Origin of the sequence: Spirillospora sp. NPDC049652, assembly GCF_040675125.1 — a bacterium.
Classification (GTDB): domain Bacteria; phylum Actinomycetota; class Actinomycetes; order Streptosporangiales; family Streptosporangiaceae; genus Spirillospora.
This window is the reverse complement of sequence record NZ_JBFAOF010001225.1, coordinates 1-1,816: the sequence shown is the minus strand read 5'-3', so window position 1 is coordinate 1,816 and position 1,816 is coordinate 1. Positions and strand designations below refer to the sequence as shown.

2 protein-coding genes are annotated in these 1,816 nt (G+C 71.3%); one reads left to right on the top strand and one right to left on the bottom strand.

What is annotated here, in order from left to right; all coding sequences use genetic code 11:
- Positions 1-17: 17 nt before the first annotated feature.
- Positions 18-1,466, bottom strand: a complete 1,449-nt coding sequence (locus tag AB0J52_RS38800) for a KamA family radical SAM protein (protein WP_500188046.1) — start codon at positions 1,464-1,466, stop codon at positions 18-20.
- Between the two features lie 141 nt (positions 1,467-1,607).
- On the opposite strand from AB0J52_RS38800, the gene AB0J52_RS38795 reads away from it, so the two are divergent.
- A partial coding sequence (locus AB0J52_RS38795) for a hypothetical protein (RefSeq protein WP_500188045.1) occupies positions 1,608-1,816 on the top strand: 209 nt, incomplete at its 3' end.

Below are 1,816 nucleotides of genomic sequence, written 5' to 3'. Positions count from 1 at the left end.
CGGCCGGACCGCGGGTGTCAGGCGTGCTCGGCGGCGACGGTGCCGGTCCCGGGGGCGGGTCGGCGGTTCTCCATGTCCTTCGCCTCCTTCGCGGCGATGTCGCGCCACCAGGCCTGGCCCGACTCGGGCAGGGTGTCGATCGGGTCGTAGTACTCGTAGCGGCGGTTGAGCGCCTCGGGGTCGGCGAGCTCGATGCCGGTGCGGTAGTTCTTCGTCCAGTAGGAGATGCCGCGCTCCCGGTCGTACTCGGCGAGCTGGTGGACCCAGCGCTTGCCGACGTAGGGGACGTCGCAGACGATGCGGGGGGTCGCGAAGCCGGGCAGGTAGCCCATGATGGCGTGCTGCAGCTTCTGCGCCTCCCAGACCGCCAGGCGCCAGTGCTCCGCGCCGGGGATCATGTCGCACATGTACAGGTAGTACGGCATGATGCCGGCCTCGTCGAGCAGCGCGAACGACAGGTCGAGCAGGGCCTCGGGGGAGTCGTTGACGCCGCGCAGCAGGACGCCCTGGTTGCGGACGTCGCGGATGCCGGTGTCGAGCATGGCGCGGGCGGCGCGGGCGACCAGGGGGGTGACCGAGCCGGCGGAGTTGACGTGGGTGTGGATCGCGATCTGCGCGCCGCGCCGGTTGGCCTTGGTGGCCAGGCGCTCCATGCCGGCGCGGACCTCGTCCTGGAGCCAGTGCTGCGGCAGGCCCATGAGGGCCTTGGTGGCGAGCCGGATGTCGCGGATGTTGTCGATGTCGAGCAGGGAGTCCACGAAGGACTCCAGGCGCGGCCAGGGCAGGTTGGCGACGTCGCCGCCGGAGACGACGACGTCCCGGACGCCGGGGGTGCGGCGCAGGTAGTCGAGCATGGCGGCGTGCCGGTCGGTGGGTTTGATCGAGAAGCGGTGCTTGTCGACGGCGGGGGTGGAGTTGCCGACCAGGTCCATGCGGGTGCAGTGGCCGCAGTACTGCGGGCAGGTCGGGAGCAGCTCGGCGAGGACCTTGGTGGGGTAGCGGTGGGTGAGCCCCTCGACCGCCCACATCTCGGCCTCGTGGAGGGAGTCACGGGAGGAGTAGGGGTGCGAGGGCCAGTCGTCGCGGCGGTCGGAGTAGACCGGGATCATGTAGCGGCGCACCGGGTCGGCGTAGAACGCCTCGGTGGACGAGGTGTCCATGGTGTTGATCATCTGCGGCGGGACCAGCATCGACATGGTGGCGCGCTCGCGCTGGTCGCGTTCGAGGTCGGCGTAGAACGCCTCGTCGAGCAGGTCGCCCATGACGGCGCGGAGCTGCCGGATGTTCTTGACGCAGTGCGAGCGCTGCCACTGGGCCGACTCCCAGTCGGCGGTGGTGACGTCGCGCCAGCCCGGGAGCCGCCGCCAGTCCGGTTCCGTCAGCGGCCTGCGCCGGTAGGCGTAGGGCTGTCCGGCGGTCTCGGCCGGTGCGGGGCCGGCGGTGTCGGGACGCAGGGCGGTGGTCATCGTTGACCTTCTCTCCTCGCGATGCGATGTGATCGCGTGAAAGTCTTGTATATGTACGGCGGTACGGGAAGACTTCCGCGTGAAGTAGTGATACCCCGGATATCTTTCAGGACTCATCCGGGGCTGGGCGGGAGGTGGCGCGTGCGGGACACCGGGACCGGTGGGACGTCCGAGATCGCAGAGGGTGCGGAGACGGCCGCGGGCACGACCGCGAACGCGGTCGCGGGCGCCTCGGGGAGTGCCGTCGGCACGGCCGGGGGCGCCGTCGGACGGGCCGTCGGCCTGCACCGGGTGCTGGAGCCGGCGGGCGTGCTGCCGCAGGCCGCGCACCGGCTGGACGCCGATCCGGC

Coding starts and splice junctions, on each gene's coding strand:
- AB0J52_RS38800 (WP_500188046.1), bottom strand. CDS start 1,466: ATGACCACCGCCCTGCGTCCCGACACCGCCGGCCCCGCACCGGCCGAG.